The following is an 18,613-nucleotide window of genomic DNA, read 5'->3' as shown; positions in this document are numbered from 1 at the left end:
ATAATTACGGGGTTGTTGGGCCCGCGTTAGGTGCAGTAACAACAACACCCGTCAGGGCGGTGTCAATGTCGCCAGCCAGATCGTCGACACCGTCGCTAACCTGTGTCCAAGCAACAGCGGCCAGGCCAACAACAGCTGCGGTCAGAACGACCCAGTCTACTGTTACGGCGCCGTCTTCGTCAGTGGTGAAGTTCTTGATGAACTTGATCATGTTACGTCCCTCCTAAAGGATCTAATAAGTCTAATGAACCTCGGCGTCTTCCAGAGCTTCGTCTCTCAGTCCGCTCCCGATCGTCTCGGTATGGCATTATGTTTGCCTGTTGGGCGTGGCAGGAATTGGGCCAAACCCCAAATTTTTGTGCCTCAGCTTAACTTTTTGGTAGCTTTCCGATTAACTAATTGAAATTAAAGAAATAAAAATAATCCCTTCGTACGAGTACCGATAAAACCCGATGCAAAATGGCGCCAAATGAGGCGAAATTGCCCCAATTCACATTGTTTTTCTGGCCTTACAGACAGATTCGGGGTTCAAATCGACGCAAAAGAGAACATGAGGCAGGCAAATGAATCTCCGGAACGCAATAACTTGCGCCGGCTTGGCGCTGGCAGTGGTGTCCGCACCTGTGTCTGTCCCCGCCAACGAAGTCGAACCGCGTGGCGTATATAAACGGATCAAAGCAGCCAAGCCCGGTCAGCGCCCGCGCATTACCGTTCAGATATCGCCTACAGAACATGCCTCAGCACCTTCGGCGCCCAGCACAGGGGCTGAGATCGTAGTTCCTGAGATTATCGCGAGGACACGTGTTACGCCTCCGGGGCTTCCGGGAATTTCACCGCAAAACAAACCCGTCGGGTCTTATAAAGCGTTCTGGGACAGGATCTCACCCGGGATAGATGAAGCCAGTTCGGGTCGTTTGCAGGATTCGATAAATGCGCTAGCCGCCATAAACGTAGCCTCGCCCCGATTGCAGACGCTTCAGAATATTGCTCAGCGGCAGGGGATCGACATTTTACGCTCGACCGTAGGGACAAATGTGTCGCCTGCGTTGGTGCTGGCCGTCATCTCGGTTGAATCGGCAGGCCGGGAGAAGGCGGAAAGTTCGGCCGGGGCGCAGGGGCTGATGCAGCTTATGCCCGCGACCGCGAAACGATTTGGGGTCGAGGACAGCCTTCACCCGGGGCAGAACATCTCGGGCGGAGTGAAATACCTGAACTGGCTGATGGAAGAGTTTGGAAACGACCCGATCCTGGTCCTGGCCGGATATAATGCGGGCGAGGGCGCGGTTCGCAAACATGGTGGTGTACCGCCTTATGCGGAAACACGGGACTATGTGCCCAAGGTTCTCGCGGCTTTTCAGGTGGCGCGAGCGCTGTGTTCGACACCGCCCGAGTTGATTTCTGACGGGTGCGTGTTTCAGGCTCTTAATTGACCAAGGCCCACACTGAAGTGGGCCTTGCCATTAGGTGAATTGATCAGTCGACAATCGTCGCCTGTGTCGCGGCGCGCATCTCATCTTCGCTGACACCATCTGCGAGCTCTACGATCTTCAGGCCGCCATCGACCACATCCAGAACTCCAAAATTGGTGATGATGCGATCCACAACACCCTTGCCGGTCAGCGGCAGGGTGCACTCTTTCAGCACTTTCGATTCACCGTGTTTGTTGGTGTGATCCATAACCACGATCACACGTCCGACACCTGCAACCAAATCCATCGCGCCGCCCATGCCTTTGACCAGCTTGCCGGGAATCATCCAGTTGGCCAGATCGCCTTTTTCATCCACTTCCATGGCACCCAGGATTGCCGCGGCGATTTTGCCGCCCCGGATCATGGCGAAAGACGTAGCGCTGTCGAAATAAGCAGTCCGAGACAGTTCGGTGATCGTCTGCTTGCCTGCGTTGATCAGGTCCGGGTCTTCGTCGCCCTCGAAAGGAAAGGGACCCATACCAAGCATTCCGTTTTCGGATTGCAGGGTGATATCCTTGTCGCCAACATAATTTGCCACCAGCGTCGGGATACCGATGCCGAGGTTTACATACATGCCGTCTTCCAGCTCTTGCGCCGCGCGGGCGGCCATCTGATTCCGGTCCCAGGGCATTATGCGTCCTCCTTCTTGCGGGTGGTGCGCTGTTCGATGCGCTTTTCGTGATTGCCCTGAATGATACGATGCACGTAAATTCCAGGTAGGTGGATCATGTCAGGGTCCAGAGAGCCACGGGGCACGATCTCTTCAACTTCGACCACACAGATCTTACCGCAAGTGGCGGCGGGCACGTTGAAGTTTCGGGCGGTTTTGCGGAACACCAGATTGCCGGTGTCGTCGGCTTTCCACGCCTTGATAATCGCCAGATCTGCAAAAATACCTTCTTCGAGAATATAGGTCTCGCCGTTGAAGTCCTTGTGTTCTTTGCCATCGGCGATAACGGTGCCTACGCCCGTTTTTGTGTAGAAACCCGGGATCCCGGCACCACCTGCGCGCATCCGTTCGGCCAGGGTGCCTTGAGGGTTGAATTCCAGTTCAAGCTCACCGCTGAGGTACTGACGCATGAATTCGGCGTTTTCGCCCACATATGAACTGATCATCTTTTTGACCTGCTTCGTTTGCAGCAGGATACCGATACCGAAATCGTCCACGCCCGCATTGTTCGAGGCAAAGGTCAGGTCTTTGGCACCCGAGGTCTTGATTGCCTCAAGCAGCAGCTCGGGAATCCCGCACAGGCCAAACCCGCCAGCGGCGATCAACATGCCATCCGAAAGTACGCCATCGAGCGCTTCGTTGGCATTGGCATAGATTTTCTTCATGGAAAACTCCCCCAATGAGATGGTGTTGGGCAGGTTGTGCCGTCACGTCACGGGGAAGTCAATGAAACCGGGCGAAGGGTGGTATTTCTACCTAACCGGCCTTCTTGGTTGTCTTCTTGGCGGCTTTTTTCTTGGGCCCCGCCTTTTTCTTGGTCCCTTTCAGGGCCGCGCGCTCATTGACCAGTTCGATGGCCATTTCCTGCGTTACGTCCTCGGGTTTGATGTCCTTGGGAATGGTCGCGTTGACCTTTTCCCACTTCACATATGGACCATAGCGCCCATCCAGAACCTGCATTGCGCCACCATCGGGATGTTCCCCCAGTTCTTTCAGCGCTTTGGCCGCAGCCCGGCGTCCGCGTCCCGGATTGGAGCGCTTTTCAGCAAGCAATTCGACCGCGCGGTTCATGCCGATCTCGAACACGTCATTGGGGTCTTTGAGGTTTGCATAAACCGGTTTGGCCTCATCCGCCAGCTGGTGCATCAGATATGGTCCGAACCGCCCGAAATTCGAGCTGATCATACCGCCCTCGGGGTGCTCACCAATCTGGCGGGGCAGGGATAGCAATGTCAGCGCCTTGTCCAGATCCATATCATCCTTGCTCCAGCCACGTGGCAGCGAGGCGCGCGGAGGTTTCTTGTTCTCAGGCGTTGGCTCTCCACGTTGAACATAAGGCCCGAACCGACCGGTCTTCAGCCAGATATCATCACCTGAATCTTCACCCAGCAGGCGCTCTTCACCCTCTGCACCTTCACCGGCGATAGGACGGGTATAGGTGCATTCGGGATAGTTGCCACAGCCGACGAACCCGCCAGTGCGTGAAGTTTTCAGGTGCAACTGGCCCGCGCCGCATTTCGGACAGACACGCGGGTCAGATCCATCCTCGCGTGGCGGATAGAGCTGCGGTGCCAGTGCTTCGTCCAGTTTGTCCAGCACTTCGGAAATGCGCAGTTCCGATGTCTCGCCAATCGCGGCCGAGAAGTCGCGCCAGAATTTGCTCAGCAGATCCTTATAGTCCCGATCACCTGCACTCACATCGTCCAGCTGTTCTTCCAGATTGGCGGTGAATTCATAACCGACATACTGACGGAAGAAGTTCAGCAGAAAAATCGTGACGATCCGCCCCTTTTCTTCGGGGATCAGCCGGTTCTTGTCCTTGCGTACATATTCCCGGTCCTGAATCGTTGTGACAATCGAGGCATAGGTCGACGGTCGCCCGATCCCCAACTCTTCCATCCGCTTGACCAGCGTCGCCTCGGTATAGCGCGGCGGCGGTTGAGTGTGATGTTGCAGCGCCAGAACTGATTCATTGTCTGACAGAATAGCCTTTTTCGCGGCCCGGTCCGTGCCATCGCTTGTCGCTTTGGTGAACTGATCCCGCAACGTGGTTTTAGAGAACCGTGCAGGGTCGCCCTGCATGATCTGGGGCAGGCGTTTGTCATCCTCATCGGCGACATCATCGCGGCCTTCTTCATAGACACGCATGAACCCGTCAAACATCACCACCTGACCGGTCGCGCGCAGGCCAACCTGCCCATCTTCGCTGCCGATTTCGACAGTTGTGCGTTCCAGCCGGGCAGCAGCCATCTGGCAGGCAATGGTGCGTTTCCAGATCAGGTCATAGAGCTTGCGCTGATCGTCGTCCGTTACCTTCAGTGCTTTGGCATCGCGGGTCATATCCGTAGGCCGGATGCATTCGTGGGCTTCCTGCGCGTTCTTTGCCTTGTTCTTATAGATGCGAGGGCTGTCCGGCACATATTCCGCGCCATAGCGGTCGGCGATGGTCTCGCGCGTAGCCGCCACGGCCTCGGGGGCCATGTCGATGCCATCGGTTCGCATATAGGTAATGTAGCCGGCCTCATACAAGCGCTGTGCCACTTGCATCGCGTGACGCGCACCCATGCCGAACTTGCGGCTGGCCTCTTGCTGCAGGGTCGAGGTCATGAAGGGTGCGCTGGGATTTCGAGCGGCGGGTTTCGCCTCGACCGAAGTGACACTGAGCGCGCGGCTGGTGATCGCCTGCACCGCCAGTTCGGCCTGGGTTGAGTTGGACAGATCGTGCTTGTCCAGCTTTTTACCGGCCAGTGTGACCAGGCGTGCTTCATAGGTCTGACCACGGGGTGTTTCGAACAGGGCGCGCACCGACCAGTATTCCACCGGTTTGAACGCCTCGATTTCCATCTCTCTCTCGACGATCAGGCGCAGGCAGACAGACTGCACGCGGCCTGCGGATTTTGCACCAGGCAGTTTGCGCCACAAGACGGGCGACAGGTTGAACCCCACAAGATAATCCAGCGCACGGCGGGCCAGATAGGCCTCGACAAGTGGCATGTCCACCTGACGGGGGTTTCGCATTGCCTCGGTCACTGCGTCCTTGGTGATGGCGTTGAAGGTCACCCGGCTGACAGGCGTATCCTTTTTGATCGACCGGCGTTTGGTCAGTGCTTCCTGCAAATGCCAACTGATCGCTTCACCCTCACGATCGGGGTCGGTGGCGAGGATCAGGGCGTTGTCTTCTTTCAGCGCGTCGGCGATGGCTTTGACATGTTTGCGGCTGTCGTTCCCGACCTCCCATTTCATCGCAAACTCATCCTCGGTATCGACCGAGCCATCTTTGGGCGGCAGATCTCGAACATGGCCGTAAGACGCCAGAACCGTGTAGTCCGGGCCAAGATATTTATTGATTGTTTTGGCCTTGGCAGGGGATTCTACAACAACTACAGGCATTTAAGGGGAAACCTCGCTCGACGGAATTGGCGCCTTCTATGAGTGTGCAAGATGTGTAGGGCAAGAGCGAATTGTCAATGCGTTCCTTCGAAAGCAAGGATTTATACGCGATTTCAATGGGATACCTGTGTAAGATTGGGTATCCAACACTCAGGCGGTCAATGACAGTAGACCCCCGGGTTGGCGTTGAATACGTCCGGCCAGTTCCAGATCGACCAAAACCGGGGCAATTTCACCCGCCGTCGCCTCAACATCGCGGATCAACTGGTCTTCGGCGATAGGAGAGGGGCCGAGCCGGGTCAGAATTAGGCGTTCCAGGTCATTGGTTGAGCATGGTGTGCGGGGTAAATTCTTTTGGAGCATTTGCTGGGGTTCGAATAGGTTCGCTTGCTGCGGTAGCGCTTCGATCACATCTTCTGCAGACCTTATCAAAGTAGCACCGTCGCGGATCAGCAGGTTGCAGCCAGCCGCGCGTGCGTCAAACGGGTGTCCGGGCACAGCCAGAACATCGCGCCCCTGGTCCAAGGCGTCGCGCGCTGTAATCAGGCTGCCGGATTTGGCGGCGGCTTCGACCACAATAACGGCCTTTGCCAGGCCCGAGATGATCCGGTTGCGACGCGGGAAATGGCGCGCCTGTGGCGTGACGCCCATGGGTTGCTCCGAGACGCGCAGCCCGGAACCTGCGATTTCAGCGGCAAGATCGGTATTTTCAGCAGGGTAAACCACGTCGACCCCCCCCGCCATAACGGCGATGGTGCCTGTTTCAACCGTGGCTAGGTGCGCCGCGGTATCAATCCCGCGGGCCAGGCCAGAAACGATCACATAACCCTGTTTTCCCAGATCGGTCGCCAATCCGCGCGCCATTCGCGCGCCCAGAGATGAGCAGTTGCGGGCACCGACCATAGCGACCGAGGGGCGCTGTAAAAGAGAGGTGTCCCCGATTGCCCACAACATTGGCGGAGCATCATTCAGATCATGTAAAGCGGATGGGAAATCGGCGGACCCTAGGCAAAAAAGCCGCGCATTGGCAGCTTTTGCGGCCTTGAGTTCCGCCTCAATCACGCCGGGCGGGCAGATTTCATACCCTTCTATTCCGGCAGCGCGTGCCATTTCCGGCAGCGCGGCCAGCGCATTCTGCGCCGAGCCATGTTCGCGAAGCAGCCGCCGAAACGTCGCCGGGCCCACTTTGCGAGAACGCAACAGACGAAGCCAGGAAAACCGATCCTCTTCCGTGGTGGGTGGGAGTGTGGGGTGATTGGAAGAAAGCTGCTCTTCGGTCATCCGTTGCTCCGTCTGATTGCAGAACTGGTTTACGGCTGCCAGGGTTAACAGCGTGTGAATCCCGTCAAATTTTCCGGATATATTTCGAGGCTCGGGTGTCTCAGTTGCGTAGGTTGTTGAAAAACAACGGCAAAAAATACAGCCGAGTCGGAAGTCGGAAAACACCTCTCCGCAAAGTATCAATGCATATCCAAAGCGGGCGTTAACCCTGCGCTTTGGAAGCAGTGACCGATTCTAATTAGGCCGCCGATCCGCCAATCGTCAGCCCATCCATCAGGACCGTAGGTTGGCCAACGCCCACAGGCACCCATTGACCATCCTTGCCGCAAGTGCCCATTCCCGGATCCAAGGCCATGTCGTTGCCCAACCCGCGAACGCGTTTGAGGGCAGAGGGGCCATCGCCAATCAATGTTGCCCCTTTGACCGGCGCGCCGATTTTGCCGTTTTCAACCCGGTATGCCTCGGTGCAGGAAAACACGAACTTGCCATTGGTGATATCCACCTGGCCGCCGCCAAAGCCAACCGCCCAGATGCCATCCTTTATATCGGCTACCAAAGCGGCGGGATCGGCATCGCCACCCAGCATGATTGTATTTGTCATCCGTGGCATTGGTTTATGGGCATAGCTTTGACGCCGCCCATTCCCGGTTGGCGCAACACCCATCAGACGGGCGTTTTGGCGATCCTGCATATATCCGGTCAGGATGCCGTCTTCGATCAGCACAGTGCGCGAACTGGGTGTGCCCTCATCATCGACGCTGATTGACCCGCGCCGGTCTGCGATTGTGCCGTCATCAACGACCGTAACACCTTTGGACGCGATCTGTTGACCCATCAGCCCGGCAAAGGCGGAACTGCCCTTGCGGTTGAAATCCCCTTCAAGGCCGTGGCCGATTGCTTCGTGCAGCAAGATGCCGGGCCAGCCAGGGCCCAGTGCGACCTCCATCACGCCCGCAGGGGCGGGAACAGCCTCGAGGTTGACCATGGCGATGCGAAGGGCCTCGCGGGCTTTATCCTGCCAGTCGGTTGGGTCGATCAGCCCGTCCAGGCCGATCCGGCCACCTCCACCGGTCGAGCCGCTCTCACGACGGCCGTTCTGTTCCACGATGACTGAGATATTCAACCGGGTCATGGGGCGGACATCGCGGACCAGAATGCCGTCAGGGCGTAGAATCTCAACCTCCTGCACCGCAGCAGCAATAGTGGCGCTGACCTGTACTACACGCGGATCAAGATCACGGGCAAAGGCGTCAATCTCGCGCAATGTTTCGATCTTGACGGGAAAACTGGCAGATTCGATCGGGTCTTCGTCTGTATAGAGGCGCTTGTTGGTGGCCCGGGGGGCATCAGCTAGCGTTCCGCCACCATCACCGACCGCAAGCCGCGCGGTCTCGGCGGCCCGTTTCAGGGCAGGAATCGAGACGTCCGTTGAATGCGCATAGCCTGCCACTTCGCCCTGCACGGCGCGCAGGCCGAAACCTTCGGACGCGTCATAAGAAGCGGTCCGCAAGCGCCCGTCATCAAAGACCAGAGACTCGGATTTCCGGCGTTCAACGTACAGTTCTCCGTCCTCGGCCCCGGCGGTGGCGGATTGCAGTACTGCAAGCGCTTCGTCATGTGGAAGAGCGCTTTCAAACGGGCGAAACGGGTCGTTGGGCATCTCTTGGGACCTTTCGAGTTTGATCCAGATCAAAAATAGCGTCTGTTTGACGCAAGCATTTTGCTTTATCTACCCGCAGGAATATGGTTTTTAACGCGGCCAAAGACAACGGGTGAGGTGTGGCCGATTCACACCTTTTCGCCAGGGACGCAAAGATCAAACGATCAGGACAGAAAATGAAGAACGCTTTGAAGCTTTCGGGGCTTATGACAGCCCTCTCCAGCCTTCCCGCCATGGCTCAGGAGCTTGAGATTATCGGTCAGCCGGTTGACGGCGGCATAGGATTCCAGCCTGCAGCCACAAGCCTTGCCGAGGGGATTCATCGCCTGGATAATATGATTCTGGTGATTATTACCGCGATCTGCATATTCGTTGCGGGCCTGCTGGTTTACTGCATCATGCGTTATAACCAACGCGTCAACCCGACCCCGGCGCGATTCTCGCACTATACTCCGGTCGAGATCGTCTGGACGTTGGGTCCGATTCTGATTCTAGTATTCATCGGTGCTTTCTCTCTGCCGGTTCTGTTCAAGCAGCAGGAAATTCCCGAAGGTGATGTCGTTATCAAGGTTGTCGGCAACCAGTGGTATTGGACATATGAGTATGTCGATCACGATTTTGCATTCGACAGCTATCTGCTCGGCCACCCAGCCACGTTGGACGAAGGTACTCGCCCCGCCGATGCGGACGTGACGGCATTTGTCCTGGATGACGCGATGCGGGCCAAGCTGGCAGACGCAGGGTATAGCGACGATGAGTGGCTGCTGGCCACCGACACAGCGGTTGTTGTCCCGGTTGGCAAGGTCATCGTGATGCAAGTTACTGCGTCCGACGTGATCCATTCCTGGACCATTCCGTCCTTCGGTGTGAAGCAGGACGGTGTACCCGGACGCCTGGCTGAGCTGTGGTTTGAGGCCGAAAAGGAAGGCATCTATTTCGGCCAGTGTTCGGAACTGTGCGGCAAGGACCATGCCTATATGCCGATCACTGTCAAAGTTGTCAGCCAAGAGGCGTATGACGCTTGGCTGAAAGGTGCGATCGACGAGTATGCGGGCCTGCCGCAGAATTATCAGGTCGCTTCGAACTGATTTCAATAAGGGCGGGATGCGTCCCGCCTGCTACAAGATGCAGGCTGTGCGAGAGATCGCACAGCCTTCGCCCCAAAAGGACCCGAGATGAGCGACGCAAGCATCAATGCAAGCCAAACGACCGCCCAAGCGTATGCGAATGAGGCCAGCTTTGGCGATTACTTCGCCCTGCTGAAGCCGCGCGTGATGTCGCTGGTTGTATTCACGGCGCTTGTTGGTCTGCTGGCAGCGCCGGTACCGGTACATCCGTTCGTTGGGTTCTGCGCGATATTGTTCATTGCCATCGGAGGTGGCGCATCCGGCGCGCTGAACATGTGGTGGGATGCAGATATCGACCGCGTTATGAATCGCACCAAAGGTCGCCCAATACCGTCGGGCAAGGTACAAGAGGGCGAAGCGATGGCCTTGGGCCTGGCACTGTCCGGCCTGTCGGTGATCATGTTGGGTCTTGCAACCAACTGGTTCGCCGGAGCCTTTCTGGGCTTCACCATCTTCTTCTATGTCGTTGTCTACACGATGTGGCTCAAGCGCTCGACGCCACAGAACATCGTGATTGGCGGCGCAGCTGGGGCTTTCCCGCCGGTCATCGGCTGGGTCGCTGCAACCGGATCCATGTCCGTTGAACCTTGGCTGATGTTTGCCCTCACCTTCATGTGGACGCCGCCGCATTTCTGGGCGCTGGCCCTGTTTATGCGGTCGGATTACGACGATGCGGGTGTGCCGATGTTGACGGTAACCCATGGTCGGCGGGCGACGCGCTGGCATATTCTGGTCTACACCGTTCTGCTGGCAGTGCTTGCGATTGGAACCGGCTTTTCGGCAATCGGCGGTCCGATCTATCTGACTGTCGCTATTGTACTGAACGCGTTGTTCCTGCGCGGAGCATGGGCAATATCGCGTCGGACCGAGGATGACTCCGAGGCTGATAACTTCAAAGTTGAGCGTGGCTTTTTCAAGCTCTCGCTGCTGTATCTTTTCCTGCATTTCGGCGCGATCCTTGCCGAAGCACTGCTGAAGCCTTACGGGCTGGGAGGCTGGGCATGAGCCTGCGCAAAAGCCATGAGTTGCATCAACGTCGGTTCAGCCGAAATCTGGGCGTTGGCCTGACGCTTGCTGCATTCATCGTGCTGATCTTTGGGCTGACGATCGTCAAAGTCTCAGGGACCGATTTTAACAGGGCCATGCAAGAGGTGCAGAACTGATGGCGCTCACGGGGCCGCAAAAAACCGTCGTGCAAACCGTCGGCGTTGTTGTTCTGATGGGCAGCCTCGCCTGGGCTTCGGTACCGTTTTACGACTGGTTTTGCCGGGTCACCGGGTATGGCGGCACAACCGGAGTGGCTGAAGCCGCGCCAGAGGACATCCTTGAGCGCACTGTTACCGTTCGCTTTGACGCCTCAAAGGCGAAAGACATGGCCTGGGAATTTAAGCCGGTCGAGCGCCAGATGGAAATCCGCATCGGTGAAACGGGCCTGGCCTTCTATGAGGCATATAACCCCACGGACCGCCCGATTGCCGGTCAGGCGTCTTACAACGTTGCGCCTTATTCGGCCGGTGGGTATTTCCAGAAGATCGCCTGTTTCTGTTTTGAAGAACAGGTGTTGCAACCCGGAGAACGGGTTCAGATGCCGGTGAGCTTTTTCGTCGATCCCGAAATGGTCGAGGATCTGGAAGCCAAATATGTGCATACGATCACTCTGTCGTATACATTCTACGAAATTGACCTGCCCGAGGGCTATGCCGCCCTTGATGTTCAGGCTGATACAAACAAGAACTAACGCCTGTAGGTGAGGGACGCTGATGGCACACGCAAAAAATCATGATTACCACATTCTGACCCCTTCGATCTGGCCACTGATCGGCGCCGCGGGCGGCTTTGTAATGTTGTTCGGGGCCGTCCTCTGGATGCACGGCGTCACCTCCTACATGTTCTGGGCCGGTCTTGTTGCGGTTCTTTACACCATGTTCGCCTGGTGGTCCGAAGTGGTGGCCGAAAGCCGTGTAGGCGATCACACGCCGGTCGTGCGCATTGGCCTGCGCTATGGGTTCATCCTGTTCGTGATGTCCGAGGTGATGTTCTTCTTCGCCTGGTTCTGGTCGTTCTTCAAACACCGTATGTACCCGATGTACGACTATGCGGGCACCGAGTACATCCAGCCGGATATCCACGCGGTTGACCCGTTCCACTTGCCGCTGATCAACACGCTGGTCTTGCTGCTTTCGGGCTGTGCCATCACCTGGGCACACCACGCGCTGGTGCATGACAATGACCGGAAGGCGCTGATCAACGGCCTCGCTATTGGTATCGTTTTGGGCATCGCATTTACCGCTTTGCAGGGCTTTGAGTACTACGAATTGCTGGCCCATGAGGGCTGGAAATTCGGTGGTGATCAGTTCTATTCGAACTTCTTCATGGCAACCGGCTTTCACGGCTTCCACGTGATTATCGGCACCATCTTCTTGTCGGTCTGTTTAATCCGGGCACTGAAGGGTGATTTCACGCCGGAAAAGCACGTCGGTTTCGAGGCCGCGGCCTGGTACTGGCACTTTGTTGACGTTGTCTGGCTGTTCCTGTTCTTCGCAGTCTATATCTGGGGACAAGCCCCTTTGATCTGACGTCGGACCGGTAACAAAATTGCAAAAGCCGCCCCCAAGGGCGGCTTTTTCTCTATCAGGGTGCAAGATTGCACCCGATACAAATGGGTGGTTGCAATTCAGTTCACACCGCCCTTAACAAGACGCCGGTTTCTGCAACAAGGTTTGACCCCGCCATGCGCCGCATAACTTTCCTGCTGATCTTCGGGCTCGCCGGTCTGGGCGTACTTGTATCGCTGGGCGTCTGGCAGGTACAGCGGCTTGGGTGGAAACAAGACGTGTTGGCCGAGATTAACGACCGGATCTCTGCCGAGCCTGTTTCCCTGCCGCAGCAGCCTTCCGAGACACGGGACAAGTACCTACCGGTTTTCGTCCAGGGTGAGATGCAGCCGGGTGAAATCCATGTTCTGGTTTCGGTGAAACAAGTAGGCGCTGGCTATCGGGTTATCCAAGCTTTCGATACTGGCGACCGGACTATTCTGGTCGATCGCGGTTTTATCCCAGCCACTGCCAAACAGGTTGAAAGACAAACCGGGCAGATCGAACTGACGGGCAATCTGCACTGGCCGGATGAGATCGACGGCTATACACCCGAGCCAGATGTGGATGCCAATATCTGGTTTGCCCGCGATGTTCCCAATCTTGCTGCAGCTCTGGGAACCGACCCGGTTCTGGTAATCGCACGATCCCGGACCGATCCGAATTTGACACCTTTGCCGGTGAATACAGCAGGCATCCCGAATGATCACCTGGGATACGCAATCACATGGTTTGGCCTGGCTTTGGTCTGGGCTGCGATGACTGGTTATTTCCTGTGGCGCGGTCGCGCCCCATCAGAAAGTGAAGCGCAATGAAATATGTCTCAACCCGCGGGCAGGCGCCCGAACTGAGTTTTGAAGAGGCGATGCTGACCGGGCTGGCCCGCGACGGAGGCCTGTATCTGCCCGCTGAAATCCCGGTCTTGAGCCACGATGAAATCGCCGCGTTGGCAGGACTGTCTTATGAGGACATCGCCTTTCGCGTGATGTGGCCCTATGTCAGCGGATCATTTGGGGAAAATGAGTTCAAACAGATCATTGCCCGCGCCTATAAAGGGTTCGGCCATGACGCCCGCGCACCGTTGAAGCAGTTGAACGAGAACCACTTCCTGCTGGAGTTGTTTCACGGCCCGACACTGGCCTTCAAAGACTTCGCCATGCAGCTAATCGGTCAGTTGTTCCAGGTGGCGCTGAAGCGTCGCGGGGATCGGGTGACTATCGTGGGCGCGACCAGCGGTGATACCGGTTCGGCCGCGATTGAGGCGTTCCGGGGGCTGGATGCGGTAGACGTGTTTATCCTGTATCCGCATGGCCGCGTTTCCGAGGTGCAGCGTCGTCAGATGACCACACCTGCGGACAGCAATGTGCATGCTCTGGCCGTCGACGGGGACTTTGACGACTGTCAGGCCGCGTTGAAGGATATGTTCAACGATTTCGACTTCCGTGACGGTGTGAAACTGGCGGGGGTGAACTCGATCAACTTTGCCCGCGTGCTGGCACAGATCGTCTATTACTTCTCAGCTGCGGTCAGCCTTGGCGCGCCACATCGCAAGGTCAGCTTTACCGTGCCTACGGGTAATTTCGGGGACATCTTTGCGGGCTACCTGGCCAAACGCATGGGCTTGCCGATTGACCGGTTGGTAGTGGCGACCAACCAGAATGACATTCTGCATCGGTGTCTGGCAGGTGAAGGGTATTTCAAGGGAGACACGATCCCTTCGATCAGCCCTTCGATGGATATTCAGGTCAGCTCGAACTTTGAACGGGCGCTGTATTATGCCTATGACGAGGATGGCAATTCTGTGGCTCAGCTGATGGACGAGCTGAAGACGGGCGGCTTCAATGTCGGCCAAGGCGCGATGGAAGCGTTGCGCGAAAGCTTCGACTCGGGCCGCGTGTCCGAAGAGGAAACACTGGCGACGATCACAGCCACGCTGGCCCACAGCACCGAACTGGTCTGCCCCCATACTGCCGTGGGTATCAAAGTTGCCGAGGAGCACCGCGACGCGAACGTCCCGATGATCACTTTGGCGACCGCACACCCGGCCAAGTTCCCGGCTGCGGTCGAGAAGGCGAGTGGCGTACATCCGCCTCTTCCCTCTCGCATGTCTGATCTGTATGAACGTCCGGAACGGGTGACCCGCATCGCCAATGATCTGGGCGCCCTTGAGGATCATATCAAAGGGCATATCGCCGAGTGACTGTCAGACAAGACCAACTGAAGAACGGCTTCCGTATCGTCAGTGAACATATGCCGGGGCTGCAATCTGCGGCCATAGGCATCTGGGTAACCGCCGGTGCGCGCAATGAGCGGATCGAACAGAATGGCATAGCCCATTTCCTTGAGCATATGGCGTTCAAGGGAACCAAACGGCGATCCGCGCTGCAAATTGCCGAAGCGATCGAGGATGTGGGCGGGTATATCAACGCCTATACTTCGCGCGAGGTGACGGCCTATTACGCGCGCGTTCTAAAAGACGATGTGGCGCTGGCGATGGATGTCATCGGTGACATCGTCCTGAACCCGATCTTCGATCCGCGCGAGATTGAGGTCGAACGCGGTGTGATCCTACAGGAAATCGGTCAGGCCTATGACACGCCCGACGATGTAATCTTTGACTGGCTGCAAGAGCAAAGCTATCACGATCAGCCCTTGGGCCGGACCATACTTGGCCCCACTGAACGCGTCAGCGCATTCTCGCGCGAGGATCTGTCGGGTTTCGTGGCCGAGCATTATGGCCCTGAACAGATGATCCTATCCGCTGCTGGTGCGGTGGATCACGATGCACTGATGAAAACGGCCGAAGAGATGTTTGGTCACCTGCAACCACGAAAGGGTTTGATCCCTGAAGTGGCCCGATTTACCGGTGGTGAGGCGCGGCAGGAGAAAGAACTGGAGCAAGCTCATTTCGCTTTGGCGCTGGAAAGCCCCGGCTATCGCGACGACGCGATCTATACCGCGCAGATTTATTCGACCGCGCTGGGCGGGGGTATGTCTTCGCGCTTGTTTCAGGAAGTGCGGGAAACACGCGGGCTTTGCTATACGATCTTTGCCCAGGCCGGCGCCTATGCCGACACCGGGACAACCACGATCTACGCGGGCACATCTGCGGATCAGATCGGTGAGTTGGCGACGATCACCATTGACGAAATGAAACGTGCCGCCGAGGATATGAGCCCCGAAGAGGTCGCCCGTGCTCGTGCGCAAATGAAGGCCGGAATGCTGATGGGGCTGGAAAGCCCCTCGAACCGGGCCGAGCGTCTGGCGCGTCTGGTGCAGATCTGGGGACGGGTGCCGTCGCTTGAGGATACAGTCGCCAAGATTGACGCGGTCAGCACCGAAGATGTCCGCAGCTTTTCTGAACAGATAGCAGCACAAGCGCCAGCGGCGCTGGCGCTGTATGGTCCGGTATCAGGTGCACCCACACTCGCGGACTTGCAGGAGAGGCGCGCGGCGTGATGCTTCTGGGCAGACGCAAGCTGAAACTTGAAACCGAGCGGCTCAGCTTGCGCCCGCCCGTGCACTCCGATTTTAACGACTGGGCGGCGCTGCGACGCTCGTCCAGAGACTTTCTGACCCAGTGGGAGCCGATCTGGGCCTCGGACCACTTGAGCCGGAAATCCTTTACTAACCGTGTCTACTGGGCGCAGCGCTCGGTTGCGAGTGGGACGGCGATTCCGTTATTTCTGTTCCGGCGATCTGATGACCTGCTGGTCGGTGCGATCACGCTGGACAATGTGCGCCGTGGCCCAGCACAGGCGGGGACCCTGGGCTATTGGACGGGCCAAGCCTTTGCTCGCAACGGGTATATGCGCGAGGCTATTGGCGCGGTGGTCCATCATGCCTTCACGCGTTTAGACCTGAGCCGGATCGAGGCGGCCTGCCTGCCCGAAAACAAACCCTCGCGCGGATTGCTGGAAAGCTCGGGCTTTAAATACGAAGGCGTGGCGCAGTCCTATCTGCAGATTGACGGGCGCTGGCGAACGCATGTGTTATATGCCTGCCTGCGGTCAGACCGGCGCGGGAAGACCGAAGCCGGGTAGGTGGCCTCGGTGAGGCCATTGGGGCTCTGCCCCAAACCCCGAGGTATTTTTGGCCAGATGAACTAGGGGCATGACTTGGCGGGCTCTTGCGCTACAATCACGTCATGCGCTGGGTGGTTTTTGCATTGATGGTGATCTCGGGCGGGGCTGTGGCACAGGAGCGGCGGCCAAGCCATTGCATCGCCATTGCGGATGCGGCACCAGGGATCGAATACCTGCATAAAGCGGGGTGGCAAGATCCGGTGCCGGAGTATTCCGTCCGGATCAGCTATGTCGCGCATGCGTCTTTTCTGATCCAGACACCGGGCGGGTTGAACGCCGTGACAGATTTCACCGGCTTCATCGGCGGGGCCAGTTTGATTCCCGATGTGGTGACGATGAACCACGCCCATGGCACGCATTGGACCGCGCATCCCGATCCTGCCATTCCGCATGTGCTGGAAGGGTGGGGCGTGTTCGGGGAGGGGATCGAACATCATCTGGATCTGGAAGAGATGTTGGTGCGCAATGTCTCGACCGATATCCGGTCCGTCTATGGCGGGGTCGAAGAACGTGGCAATTCGATCTTTGTGTTTGAGGTTGCCGGGTTGTGCATTGGGCATCTGGGTCATCTGCACCACATTCCGTCGGACGCGCAATTTGCGGCCCTTGGACGGTTGGATGTTGTCATGGCAGCGGTGGATGGTGGGACGACCATGCCGCTGCCCGAAATGATTACAGTTCTGAAACGGTTGAAGAGTTCGGTCATCATTCCGATGCATTGGTTTTCAGACTATTCGCTGGATCGGTTTCTGGCGGATGTCAGGGGCGATTTCCCGGTTGAGCGCGATGGCGTGTCGGAAATCACCGTATCCCTGCGCTCACTTCCGGACCGGCCAACGGTGGTTGTGTTAGAGCCGCAATACCTGATCGAGTTGGAATAGGGCTTGTCGGGACCTGTTGCCTTGGGCAAGGAATGGGCATGACCCTGAATCCCGCAGACGATCAATTCGCCCAATCAATTCGCGCCGCCTTGCCGGATGAAGTGCTGCGACCGGTCACCGCGCGATATCTCGAGGAGCCGCGCCGTCGGATTTCCGGGCAGGCGGGGGTGCTTGCGGTGCCCAGAACGGCCGAGGAGGTGGCGGTTCTGATCCGATTGGCTGCCGAGGCATCGGTCCCGGTGGTGCCATATGGGGGCGGCACCGGTGTGGTTGGCGGTCAGGTGACGTCGGACGGGCCTGCGCCTTTGCTGATCTCGCTAGAGCGGATGACAGCGATCCGGGCTGTCTATCCGACAGAGAATGTGATGATTGCAGAAGGTGGTGTGATCCTTGCAGATGTGCAGGCGGCTGCCGAAGGCGCGAACCGGTTATTTCCACTTTCCCTTGCCTCACAGGGGTCATGTAGGATCGGAGGGAACCTGTCGACAAATGCAGGGGGAGTTAACGTGTTGCGCTATGGAAACGCCCGTGACCTGTGTCTGGGCCTTGAGGCGGTTCTACCAAGCGGCGAAATTTGGCATGGGCTCAGCCGGTTGCGAAAGGACAATACCGGGTATGATCTGCGCAATCTTTTGATCGGAGCCGAAGGGACGCTAGGGATCATCACTGCGGCGGCACTCAAGCTGTTTCCCCGCCCTGAGGCGGTTGGAACGGCCATGGTTCAGGTCACCTCTGCCGAAGCGGCGGTTGATTTTCTGGCGCTGGCGCGGGACCTCATGGGGGACAGCGTCAGTGCATTTGAATTGCTTCACCAACAGGGTCTTTTGTTCCTGAGTGAGGTTCTGCCAGACACGCGGCAGGCCTTTGCCGAGCCGCCCGAATGGTCTGTACTGATCGAGATTGGCTTGTCGATGGGCCAATCACCTGAAACCGCGTTTGAGGTGCTGTACGAGGCCGCTGAGGCACGTGGGCTGGTCACCGATGCGGTGATTGCACAAAGCGAGGCGCAGCGGCAGGACATGTGGGCCGTGCGCGAGCGTATTCCGGATGCAAACCGGCTGATCGGGTCGGTCTCAAGCCACGATATCTCGGTGCCGATCTCGGCCATCCCAGAATTTATCCGGCGTGGTGCAGATGTTGTGGCCGCGCTTGGTCCGTATCGGGTGAACTGTTTCGGGCATCTGGGCGACGGCAACCTACATTACAATGTGTTTCCGCCAAACGGGCATTCCCGGTCAGAGTATGACGCCGAAAGTGCGAAGGTAAAAAGAGCCGTTCATGACCTTGTGCATGAGTTCCAGGGCTCTGTCAGCGCAGAGCACGGTATCGGGCGATTGAAGACCGAAGATCTGGAGCGATATGGCGATCCGGTCAAATTGAGCGCGATGCGGGCGATCAAATCAGCGTTGGACCCCAAAGGGATCATGAACCCCGGCGCGGTCCTGCGGCTGTAACT

General features: G+C 57.5%; 18 protein-coding genes. 12 read left to right on the top strand and 6 right to left on the bottom strand.

Translation table 11 applies throughout. The annotated features are described in order from the left end of the window. Positions 1 to 4: 4 nt before the first annotated feature. Entirely contained in the window at positions 5 to 211 is a 207-nt protein-coding gene (locus tag AC2FGB_RS15650) for a hypothetical protein (protein ID WP_142637976.1), read from the bottom strand. 352 nt (positions 212 to 563) lie between these two features. Between AC2FGB_RS15650 and AC2FGB_RS15645 the strand changes: the two genes are divergently transcribed. Continuing rightward, on the top strand, positions 564 to 1,430 hold the full coding sequence (locus AC2FGB_RS15645; RefSeq protein ID WP_271950510.1) for a lytic transglycosylase domain-containing protein: 867 nt from the start codon (positions 564 to 566) through the stop codon (positions 1,428 to 1,430). A gap of 43 nt (positions 1,431 to 1,473) precedes the next feature. Here the strand turns inward: AC2FGB_RS15645 and AC2FGB_RS15640 are convergent, their stop codons facing one another. From AC2FGB_RS15640 to tldD, 5 genes are all read right to left on the bottom strand, one after another. Further along, positions 1,474 to 2,100, bottom strand: a complete 627-nt coding sequence (locus tag AC2FGB_RS15640; protein WP_142637980.1) for a 3-oxoacid CoA-transferase subunit B — start codon at positions 2,098 to 2,100, stop codon at positions 1,474 to 1,476. Continuing rightward, on the bottom strand, positions 2,100 to 2,804 hold the full coding sequence (locus AC2FGB_RS15635; RefSeq protein WP_142637982.1) for a CoA transferase subunit A: 705 nt from the start codon (positions 2,802 to 2,804) through the stop codon (positions 2,100 to 2,102). Before AC2FGB_RS15635 ends, AC2FGB_RS15640 begins: the two co-directional genes overlap by 1 nt. Positions 2,805 to 2,895: 91 nt before the next feature. Next, on the bottom strand, positions 2,896 to 5,529 hold the full coding sequence (gene topA, locus AC2FGB_RS15630) for a type I DNA topoisomerase (protein ID WP_496694278.1): 2,634 nt from the start codon (positions 5,527 to 5,529) through the stop codon (positions 2,896 to 2,898). Positions 5,530 to 5,679: 150 nt separating this feature from the next. Beyond that, positions 5,680 to 6,810 (bottom strand): DNA-processing protein DprA, encoded by a 1,131-nt coding sequence (gene dprA, locus AC2FGB_RS15625; protein WP_496694277.1) that lies wholly within the window; start codon positions 6,808 to 6,810, stop codon positions 5,680 to 5,682. A gap of 238 nt (positions 6,811 to 7,048) precedes the next feature. After that, positions 7,049 to 8,470 (bottom strand): metalloprotease TldD, encoded by a 1,422-nt coding sequence (tldD, locus tag AC2FGB_RS15620; protein ID WP_142637988.1) that lies wholly within the window; start codon positions 8,468 to 8,470, stop codon positions 7,049 to 7,051. A gap of 176 nt (positions 8,471 to 8,646) precedes the next feature. Between tldD and coxB the strand changes: the two genes are divergently transcribed. The 11 genes from coxB (at position 8,647) to AC2FGB_RS15565 (ending at position 18,611) form a co-directional block, all read left to right on the top strand. Next, complete coding sequence (gene coxB, locus AC2FGB_RS15615; protein ID WP_142637990.1) at positions 8,647 to 9,558, top strand: cytochrome c oxidase subunit II; 912 nt, start codon at positions 8,647 to 8,649, stop codon at positions 9,556 to 9,558. Positions 9,559 to 9,645: 87 nt separating this feature from the next. Continuing rightward, on the top strand, positions 9,646 to 10,602 hold the full coding sequence (gene cyoE, locus AC2FGB_RS15610) for a heme o synthase (RefSeq protein WP_496694276.1): 957 nt from the start codon (positions 9,646 to 9,648) through the stop codon (positions 10,600 to 10,602). Beyond that, entirely contained in the window at positions 10,599 to 10,760 is a 162-nt protein-coding gene (locus tag AC2FGB_RS15605) for a cytochrome c oxidase system small membrane protein (RefSeq protein ID WP_185956706.1), read from the top strand. Before cyoE ends, AC2FGB_RS15605 begins: the two co-directional genes overlap by 4 nt. Continuing rightward, positions 10,760 to 11,335 (top strand): cytochrome c oxidase assembly protein, encoded by a 576-nt coding sequence (locus tag AC2FGB_RS15600; protein ID WP_142637994.1) that lies wholly within the window; start codon positions 10,760 to 10,762, stop codon positions 11,333 to 11,335. The genes AC2FGB_RS15605 and AC2FGB_RS15600 overlap by 1 nt, the downstream gene beginning before the upstream one ends. Before the next feature lie 22 nt (positions 11,336 to 11,357). Then, the gene (locus tag AC2FGB_RS15595; RefSeq protein ID WP_142637996.1) at positions 11,358 to 12,173 is read left to right on the top strand and encodes a cytochrome c oxidase subunit 3; all 816 of its coding nucleotides are present in this window, start codon (positions 11,358 to 11,360) and stop codon (positions 12,171 to 12,173) included. 155 nt (positions 12,174 to 12,328) lie between these two features. Further along, the gene (locus AC2FGB_RS15590) at positions 12,329 to 13,006 is read left to right on the top strand and encodes an SURF1 family protein (RefSeq protein WP_496694275.1); all 678 of its coding nucleotides are present in this window, start codon (positions 12,329 to 12,331) and stop codon (positions 13,004 to 13,006) included. Beyond that, a complete protein-coding gene (thrC, locus tag AC2FGB_RS15585) occupies positions 13,003 to 14,391 on the top strand; it encodes a threonine synthase (RefSeq protein WP_496694274.1) in 1,389 nt (462 codons plus the stop codon). The genes AC2FGB_RS15590 and thrC overlap by 4 nt, the downstream gene beginning before the upstream one ends. Further along, on the top strand, positions 14,388 to 15,650 hold the full coding sequence (locus AC2FGB_RS15580) for a M16 family metallopeptidase (protein WP_496694273.1): 1,263 nt from the start codon (positions 14,388 to 14,390) through the stop codon (positions 15,648 to 15,650). Before thrC ends, AC2FGB_RS15580 begins: the two co-directional genes overlap by 4 nt. Then, positions 15,650 to 16,234 (top strand): GNAT family N-acetyltransferase, encoded by a 585-nt coding sequence (locus AC2FGB_RS15575; RefSeq protein WP_271950493.1) that lies wholly within the window; start codon positions 15,650 to 15,652, stop codon positions 16,232 to 16,234. The genes AC2FGB_RS15580 and AC2FGB_RS15575 overlap by 1 nt, the downstream gene beginning before the upstream one ends. Before the next feature lie 104 nt (positions 16,235 to 16,338). After that, positions 16,339 to 17,157: an MBL fold metallo-hydrolase gene (locus tag AC2FGB_RS15570; protein WP_496694272.1), complete on the top strand. Its 819-nt coding sequence runs from the start codon at positions 16,339 to 16,341 to the stop codon at positions 17,155 to 17,157. A gap of 38 nt (positions 17,158 to 17,195) precedes the next feature. Beyond that, positions 17,196 to 18,611 carry an FAD-binding oxidoreductase gene (locus AC2FGB_RS15565; RefSeq protein WP_496694271.1) on the top strand — a complete coding sequence of 472 codons (1,416 nt, stop codon included), beginning with the start codon at positions 17,196 to 17,198 and terminating at the stop codon, positions 18,609 to 18,611. The last annotated feature ends 2 nt before the right edge of the window (positions 18,612 to 18,613 follow it).

This window comes from Ruegeria sp. CDSC021 (assembly GCF_059610845.1).
This window is presented reverse-complemented; position numbering and strand designations above follow the sequence as displayed.

Bases quoted from the DNA above. Each gene is read 5' to 3' on its own strand.
- AC2FGB_RS15640 (WP_142637980.1), bottom strand. From the start codon at position 2,100: ATGCCCTGGGACCGGAATCAGATGGCCGCCCGCGCGGCGCAAGAGCTG.
- cyoE (WP_496694276.1), top strand. From the start codon at position 9,646: ATGAGCGACGCAAGCATCAATGCAAGCCAAACGACCGCCCAAGCGTAT.
- AC2FGB_RS15595 (WP_142637996.1), top strand. From the start codon at position 11,358: ATGGCACACGCAAAAAATCATGATTACCACATTCTGACCCCTTCGATC.
- AC2FGB_RS15650 (WP_142637976.1), bottom strand. From the start codon at position 211: ATGATCAAGTTCATCAAGAACTTCACCACTGACGAAGACGGCGCCGTA.
- AC2FGB_RS15600 (WP_142637994.1), top strand. From the start codon at position 10,760: ATGGCGCTCACGGGGCCGCAAAAAACCGTCGTGCAAACCGTCGGCGTT.
- coxB (WP_142637990.1), top strand. From the start codon at position 8,647: ATGAAGAACGCTTTGAAGCTTTCGGGGCTTATGACAGCCCTCTCCAGC.
- tldD (WP_142637988.1), bottom strand. From the start codon at position 8,470: ATGCCCAACGACCCGTTTCGCCCGTTTGAAAGCGCTCTTCCACATGAC.
- AC2FGB_RS15645 (WP_271950510.1), top strand. From the start codon at position 564: ATGAATCTCCGGAACGCAATAACTTGCGCCGGCTTGGCGCTGGCAGTG.
- topA (WP_496694278.1), bottom strand. From the start codon at position 5,529: ATGCCTGTAGTTGTTGTAGAATCCCCTGCCAAGGCCAAAACAATCAAT.
- AC2FGB_RS15570 (WP_496694272.1), top strand. From the start codon at position 16,339: ATGCGCTGGGTGGTTTTTGCATTGATGGTGATCTCGGGCGGGGCTGTG.
- AC2FGB_RS15575 (WP_271950493.1), top strand. From the start codon at position 15,650: ATGCTTCTGGGCAGACGCAAGCTGAAACTTGAAACCGAGCGGCTCAGC.
- AC2FGB_RS15605 (WP_185956706.1), top strand. From the start codon at position 10,599: ATGAGCCTGCGCAAAAGCCATGAGTTGCATCAACGTCGGTTCAGCCGA.
- thrC (WP_496694274.1), top strand. From the start codon at position 13,003: ATGAAATATGTCTCAACCCGCGGGCAGGCGCCCGAACTGAGTTTTGAA.
- AC2FGB_RS15635 (WP_142637982.1), bottom strand. From the start codon at position 2,804: ATGAAGAAAATCTATGCCAATGCCAACGAAGCGCTCGATGGCGTACTT.
- AC2FGB_RS15590 (WP_496694275.1), top strand. From the start codon at position 12,329: ATGCGCCGCATAACTTTCCTGCTGATCTTCGGGCTCGCCGGTCTGGGC.
- dprA (WP_496694277.1), bottom strand. From the start codon at position 6,810: ATGACCGAAGAGCAGCTTTCTTCCAATCACCCCACACTCCCACCCACC.
- AC2FGB_RS15565 (WP_496694271.1), top strand. From the start codon at position 17,196: ATGACCCTGAATCCCGCAGACGATCAATTCGCCCAATCAATTCGCGCC.